The sequence below is a fragment of the Lactiplantibacillus sp. 30.2.29 genome (genome assembly GCF_018991255.1).
GTDB classification, from domain to species: domain Bacteria; phylum Bacillota; class Bacilli; order Lactobacillales; family Lactobacillaceae; genus Lactiplantibacillus; species Lactiplantibacillus pentosus.
The window spans coordinates 117,354-124,682 of sequence record NZ_JAGYGU010000008.1 but is presented as its reverse complement, the minus strand read 5'-3'; the positions used below and the strand labels follow the sequence as shown (position 1 = coordinate 124,682).

General features: G+C 46.2%; 7 protein-coding genes. All 7 read left to right on the top strand.

Annotated elements, in window-relative coordinates; all coding sequences use genetic code 11:
* Nucleotides 1–201: 201 nt before the first annotated feature.
* Nucleotides 202–492 (top strand): hypothetical protein, encoded by a 291-nt coding sequence (locus KGF65_RS06270; protein WP_146127356.1) that lies wholly within the window; start codon nt 202–204, stop codon nt 490–492.
* An 86-nt stretch (nt 493–578) separates the two neighbouring features.
* Complete coding sequence (locus KGF65_RS16995; RefSeq protein WP_253954381.1) at nt 579–1,676, top strand: ABC transporter substrate-binding protein; 1,098 nt, start codon at nt 579–581, stop codon at nt 1,674–1,676.
* Nucleotides 1,651–2,535 (top strand): ABC transporter substrate-binding protein, encoded by an 885-nt coding sequence (locus KGF65_RS16990; RefSeq protein WP_253954382.1) that lies wholly within the window; start codon nt 1,651–1,653, stop codon nt 2,533–2,535. The genes KGF65_RS16995 and KGF65_RS16990 overlap by 26 nt, the downstream gene beginning before the upstream one ends.
* A gap of 72 nt (nt 2,536–2,607) precedes the next feature.
* A complete protein-coding gene (locus tag KGF65_RS06260; RefSeq protein ID WP_216748150.1) occupies nt 2,608–4,098 on the top strand; it encodes an ABC transporter permease in 1,491 nt (496 codons plus the stop codon).
* Between the two features lies 1 nt (nt 4,099).
* Nucleotides 4,100–5,038, top strand: a complete 939-nt coding sequence (gene oppC, locus KGF65_RS06255) for an oligopeptide ABC transporter permease OppC (protein WP_087842815.1) — start codon at nt 4,100–4,102, stop codon at nt 5,036–5,038.
* Between the two features lie 13 nt (nt 5,039–5,051).
* Nucleotides 5,052–6,140 (top strand): ABC transporter ATP-binding protein, encoded by a 1,089-nt coding sequence (locus KGF65_RS06250; RefSeq protein ID WP_253954383.1) that lies wholly within the window; start codon nt 5,052–5,054, stop codon nt 6,138–6,140.
* On the top strand, nt 6,127–7,068 hold the full coding sequence (locus tag KGF65_RS06245; RefSeq protein WP_088770104.1) for an ATP-binding cassette domain-containing protein: 942 nt from the start codon (nt 6,127–6,129) through the stop codon (nt 7,066–7,068). Before KGF65_RS06250 ends, KGF65_RS06245 begins: the two co-directional genes overlap by 14 nt.
* Nucleotides 7,069–7,329: the final 261 nt, after the last annotated feature.

The window sequence follows — 7,329 nt, the reverse complement described above, 5'->3', positions numbered from 1 at the left end:
TGCCATAAAGCAGCATCAACGTCGCCTAAAAGTTTGCCTGAAGGACCAGTTACCTAAAATTCAGTGGTCAATTGCACCCAGATAGGTGGCTGTTCATCTGCCATTCGAACGGCTTCCCGACTGGAAGGGCTGGCTGACAGTGCTCAAGGGCGAAGTTCATCTTGTCCGGGTGAACTTCCCGGGCTAGAAGGAGACTCGTATTTGAAAATGCGCAGTGATCTTCTGCGTGAGTTCAAATCGATGTCCGCCCTGTTCCAGCGTTGTCAGCCGGCCCTGGAAGCCGGAATCGGACGATCATCGCTGACGAACAGTAAGCTAACCACTGCTTCCATTTTAATGTATATCCCATATGCTATATCTAGTTTATGTGAAAAACTCTCATTATATGGCGAGAGTAACTCATCAATTTATCAATATAATTATCATAAAAATGGCCCTGCACATCGACAATTAACGTCAAAACAGCGTTTGCTGCCCTATAAAAATAATTAAATTAAGATTAAAATTAGATGTTGAAATATAGCATATATTATATTATTATTAAAACACAGCTGATTAGCAGTTAAGGAGATGGATCTATGAAAGGAAAAAAGAGTTGGCTTGCTGTGACTTTTTTGGCAGGGGTATTACTTTTAGCGGGTTGTGGTTCTCAGAAATCTAGTTCAAGTAGTAGCAGTAACTTAGCATCGAGCTATAGTTATGTTTATACGGCTGATCCAGATAATTTTGATTATACCGTTTCGTCACGATCGACGAATAGCGATATCTATTCAAACTTTGAGGACGGGTTGTTGGAACGTAACTCTTACGGCCAATTAAAAGGTGCGCTGGCAAAGTCATGGTCAGTAAGTAAAGATGGTAAGACGTATACATATCACCTCCGTAAAGGTGTCAAGTGGGTTGATAGTGAAGGAAATCCCTATGCAACAGTTAAGGCGCAGGACTTTGTGACCGGGTTAAAGCACGCGGTGGCAGCTAAGTCTGAGACGCTATATGTTGTTCAAGACAGTATCAAAGGCTTGGATGCTTATGTCAATGGTAAGACCAAGGACTTTTCGACTGTTGGGGTTAAAGCAGTCAACGATTATACGGTCCAATACACGTTGAACAAACCAGAAAGTTATTGGAACTCGAAATTAACATACGGGGTCATGTTCCCAGTCAACGCGAAGTTCTTGGCACAAAAGGGTAAGAACTTTGGGAAGGCGTCTGCGGACGGAATTCTCTACAACGGGCCGTATGTCTTGTCGAACTTTACGTCTAAGTCAGTGATCGAATTCACTAAGAATGCGAGTTATTGGGACAAGAAGCATGTCTACTTGAAGACGGTTAAATTGACTTATAACGACGGGAGTAATCCTGATGGTCTCTACAAGTCATTCAAGAACGGCGACTATAGTGCCGCACGGGTCTACCCAAGTTCTGCTGGTTATAAAGATGTTGTCAAAGAAAGCAAAAACAATATCATTTGGTCAGATCAGGATGCGTCGACATATAACTTCACCTTTAATCTGAACCGGCAATCATATACGCAAACATCGAAGACGACTTCAAAGCAGAAGTCCAATACGCGCAAAGCAATTTTAAATCGTGATTTCCGGTTAGCCGTTCAGTTTGCCTTTAATAAGACCGACTACACCGCACAACTTAATGGTAAAGCAGGGGCCGCTTCGTAATGAATTTACGCCACCGTCGTTTGTCACGATCAATGGTAAGAATTTCGGGACCCAGGTCAAGAAGGACCTCGCTTCGACGGCCTTTAGCAATGTGAACTTAGCGGATGCACAGGATGGGACTTACAAACCAGCCAAAGCGAAGGAATACCTTGCTAAAGCGCTCAAGACGTTGAAGTCTGAAGGCGTTACTGGGACGATTCACCTTGATTTACCAGTTGATGAGAAGTCAACGATCAACTTGAATGAAGCTAAGTCGTTTAAGAAATCAGTTGAAGCAACGTTAGGCAAGAAGAACGTCACGATTGACCTTCAATTGTTGAGCGATGATAAATTCAATGCCATTACCTACTATGCAACGACTGGTAAGGCGAGTGATTACGATATCAGTAATGCATCTGGCTGGTCACCAGATTATGATGATCCATCGACTTACTTGGAAATCTATAACCCGGCTTCTGGTTCTAACCTCCATACGTTGGGACTTGATCCAAGTACCAGCAAGAGTGCTTCCAACACTGCCGCCATCAAGGCAACTGGGTTGGATGAATATGAAAAACTGCTAGATAAGGCTGAGGCAATTACTCAGAATACCAATGCACGGTACAAGGCATTTGCCAAGGCCGAAGCTTGGCTAACGAATAGCGGAATTCAGATTCCAGTCTACTCACTTGGTGGTTCGCCATCCGTAACGAAGGTTGTGCCATACACGAAACCATACGCACAATCTGGGTTGGGCTCCGCACGCTTCAAGTACATGAGGGTCCAAAAGACGGCCGTAACGAAGGCACAATATAACAAAGCCAAGACCGCTTGGGAAGCCAAGCGAGCTAAAATCGCTAAAGCTGACGAAACCAACTAATAGTTTTTACGTTTATAGAAGAAAGGCTAGCGCGTAACTAGCCTTTTTTCTATACACGGGGAGGAGTTATGCATGAAGAAATACTTGTTATTTCGGGTCATTCGTTCACTGGTGAGTATCTTTCTAGTGACGACCCTCACATTCATTATCATTTATTCATTGGTACCCCGTCGTGATATTTTCAAATCAGACACGATGATCAGTAAGCTGAACGCGCAGCCTGACAAGCTAGTCGATTATAAAAACAACGCGTATGACAAGATGAATTACATCGAGTATCTAGATACCAAGTCATTAGTCGTTAAGGTTGAGAAGACGGACAAGTCGGTTACGTCCGCCCACACGGCAGCTAATACGAAGCTTATTAAGAAGTGGGCGAATAACCACGGGTTTAGTGTGCATCGTTATCCCAAGAGTAAAAATTATTATGCGACGCGCAATCTGCCACTGATAGAACGCTTAACGAAGTTCTATGCTGGTTTGATTCAAATCGATACCCCGTGGGCCGTGCATGATAAGGATAACCCCAACTTGCCACGATACTTGAAGATTGAGAAGGATAAGATCGTTGGGTGGGCCCTGGTCGGTTCTGGGACCAAATATCGTTACCAGATCTACTTCAACAGTGCTTTTCCGTATATTCACCAGAATATCATCCATCTTGATCTGGGGACTTCTTATCCGACCTACGCTGGAATCAGTGTGGATAACGTTATCGCGAGTCGTCAGGGGCAAATCAAGTTGGGCCAATACACCTTCAACGGTAAGCAGCAGTTGAATAGTGCGGATAATGTTTATACCCGCCAATATCAACAGCGCAGTAAGCAGGATGCGATGACCCGCGAACGCTATGGTGATAATTATACGAATACCGAGCAGCAGCATCAGGATCCGTCAATGATTGGGACGTCGTTTAAGGCCGGGCTAGGTGCGCTAGTCATCTCCTACTTGATTTCGATTCCAATGGCAATCTTAATGGCCCGTTATAAAGGCAAGTGGTTTGATAAAGTCGGCACAGGGGTTGTCACCGCGCTGATTGCGGTGCCAAGCCTGGCGTTCATCTATGCATTCCGGTATCTAGGCAGTGCCGTGTTCGGACTACCCGATTCTTTCCCAACTAAGGGTGCGGAAGCCTTCTCCTCATGGGTCTCGCCAACGATTATTCTGGGCTTGCTATCCGTTTCCGGGCTCATTATCTGGTTCCGGCGTTACATGATTGATCAGCAGTCATCAGATTATGTCAAATTTGCGAAGGTCAAAGGATTGACGGAAGGGGAAATTTATCGGAAGCATATCTTCAAAAATGCGTCGATTCCAATCGTTCAAGGCTTGCCCGGGTCAATTATTGGCTTGATTGGCGGTGCTACGATGACTGAGACGATTTTTGCGATGCCCGGGATGGGCAAGATGCTACCGGATGCAATTTTGGCCCACAACAACCCGATCGTGATCGCATTAGTCTTTATTTTTACGACGATTGCCGTGTTCTCGATTTTACTGGGTGATATTTTGATGACCATTGTTGATCCGCGGATCAAACTTTCAGCGTCTGGAGATGATTAGAATGACAACAAATGATGCACAGATTCGTGATAGTGATTTTAAGATGGTCACACTGGACGATAAGGCAGCGGAAAAAATCGATACGCCGAAATATTCATACTGGAAGTCGGTGGCGCGGACGTTTTTCGCCAACAAAGTGACCATCGCCATGTTTGTGTTGATGTTGGTTATTTTGTTAATGGCCTTCATCCAGCCATTGTTCAGTGGCTATAACATGATGGATGTCAATAATATCAATGATTTTGGCGCACGTTACAATTGGCCAAATGCCAAGTACTGGTTTGGGACGGACGCCGATGGAAAGTCCCTGTTCGATGCCATTTGGGCGGGGGCTCGGACGTCGATTTCAATCGGGGTCGTGGCCTCGCTGATTACTACCGTGATTGGAGTGGTCGTTGGTGCCTTTTGGGGTAATTCCAAACGATTTGACCGTTTGATGCTTGAAATCTACAACGTTTTTTCCAATGTGCCCACCTTATTGATTATTATTGTGCTTTCATATACGTTCGGAAATGGTTTTTGGAATCTGATTTTTGCGATGACGGTGACGACTTGGCTGGGAACGGCGTACTTCATTCGTGTCCAAGTCATGTTACGCCGTGACCGAGAATATAATATCGCCTCCAAGACCTTAGGAACGCCAACCAAACGCATGATTTTTCGTAACGTGCTCCCGTACCTGACGTCCGTGATCGTGACGCAATTGTCACAACTATTGCCATCCTTCATTTCTTATGAAGTGTTCTTGTCATTCTTGGGGGTCGGCTTAAGTTCGAATGTGCCGTCGCTCGGGCGGCTGATTTCACAATATTCGCCCTATATGACGAGTTATCCCTATCTATTCTGGTTACCGGTGCTCGTGTTAGCACTGATTACCGTTTCGCTATATATCGTCGGGCAGAACTTGGCGGATGCCTCTGACCCACGGACACACATGTAAGGAGGACAGTCGATTGGAGAATAATGTTGTACTATCTGTTAAAAATCTGTCTGTGAACTTCAAGGTGCGCGGGCGGGAATTAAAAGCAATTCGAAATGTGACTTTAGATTTAAAAGATCAGGAGACCCTGGCGATTGTTGGGGAGTCCGGTTCTGGCAAGTCGGTGTTAACGAAGACCTTTACTGGGATGCTCGAAGCCAATGGCTATATTGCCGATGGGACGATTCAGTATGGGGACGTCGTCTTGAGCGATTTGAAGAAGGATAAGGACTGGGACGGGATTCGTGGTAAAGAAATCACGACGATTTTCCAAGACCCGATGACCTCACTAGACCCAATCAAAACGATTGGCTCACAGATTTCGGAAGTGATCGTCAAGCACCAGGGCAAATCAGCTAAGGAAGCTAAAGCATTAGCGATTGACTTGATGACCCGTACTGGTATTCCGGATGCGGCCAATCGGTATAATGAATATCCCTTTGAGTATTCCGGTGGGATGCGGCAACGAATCGTCATCGCGGTCGCCTTGGCCTGTCATCCGAAAATCTTGATTTGTGATGAACCGACCACGGCCCTGGATGTGACGATTCAAGCACAAATTTTGGCATTGATTCAGAGCCTGCAAAAAGAGTATCACTTTACGACGATTTTTATCACCCATGATTTGGGGGTGGTGGCGTCGATTGCGGACAGAATTGCGGTGATGTACGCTGGTCAGATCGTTGAAATGGGAACGTGTGACGAGATTTTCTACGATCCACGGCATCCGTATACTTGGAGCTTGCTGTCATCGTTGCCACAGTTAGCGACACAGGAAGCCGGTTTATACTCGATTCCGGGAACGCCGCCGTCACTGTATAACGATATTACTGGGGATGCCTTTGCGCCCCGCAACTCGTTTGCCATGGCGATTGATTTTAAGCGTGAGCCACCTGAATTTGCGGTGACGGTAACGCACTGGGCCAAGACATGGTTATTGGATCCGCGAGCGCCCAAAGTTGAAAAACCTAAAATCATCCAAAATTTACATGAACGATTAGTAAAGCTGTCACAGACAGCCGCTGATGCGGAAACGGGGGGAGACACAATTGGAAACAACTAAGGAAGCTTTGCTGAACGTTCGTGATCTTGAGATTTCATTTGGCGCCGGCAAACGTAAATTTACGGCGGTTCAAGATGTGAATTTTGATATCTATCCTGGTGAGACCTTGTCACTAGTGGGCGAATCGGGGTCTGGTAAAACCACGATTGGTCGCGCGATTCTAGGCATCAACCCCACGGCTAAGGGCACGATTAAATTTCATGGCAAGCAAATCAATCAAGCCATGCCTGCAAGTGAAAAACGCGCTTTAACGCGAAAAATTCAAATGATTTTTCAGGACCCGTCGGCTTCGTTAAATGAACGGGCGACCGTCGAATATATTATTTCGGAAGGCCTCTATAACTTTCATCTGTACGACTCCGAACAAGATCGCTTAGATAAAGTTAAGCACATCATTGCGGAAGTCGGGTTATTGCCAGAGCATCTCTACCGCTATCCACATGAATTTTCTGGCGGACAACGGCAACGGGTCGGTATTGCGCGTGCCTTGGTCATGCGTCCGGAACTAGTCGTGGCCGACGAACCGATTTCGGCGCTGGACGTCTCGATTCGAGCCCAAGTCCTGAACCTATTGAAGAAATTTCAACGGGAGCTTGGCGTCTCGTATCTCTTTATTGCGCACGATCTCTCCGTCGTGCGGTTTGTCTCAGACCGAATCGCAGTCATTCATAATGGCCGGATCCTCGAATTAGCGCCGACGCAGGAACTGTTCGCACATCCGATTCATCCGTATACGCAGTCGTTATTATCGGCGATTCCGGTTCCAGATCCAATCTTGGCTCGTCAAAAGCAACTGATCGTTTACGATGCGAAGATGCATCATTATGAACATGACAAGCCGAGCTTTGTAGAAATCAAGCCGGGACACTTTGTTTACGGCAACACCGAAGAACTCACCAAATACCGGCAACAATTACACTTAGACTAGGCGATTTGGCCCACGTCATTGCCTGTTAAACTATTCTCGCCAACCCCGGGTAGCTTGACAGGTAATGACGTGGGCCAAATTTTTGGGCTTTAAGTGCCAATAGCAAGGTGGCGCATTCCGCTAGTTAGTTGACGTACTGTTCGTCAGCCGATGCGCGTCCGATTCCGACCTCCAGGGCTGGCTGACAACGCTGGAACAGGGCGGACGTCGATTTGAACTCACGCAGAAGTTCACTGCGCAATTTCAAATACGAGTCTTATT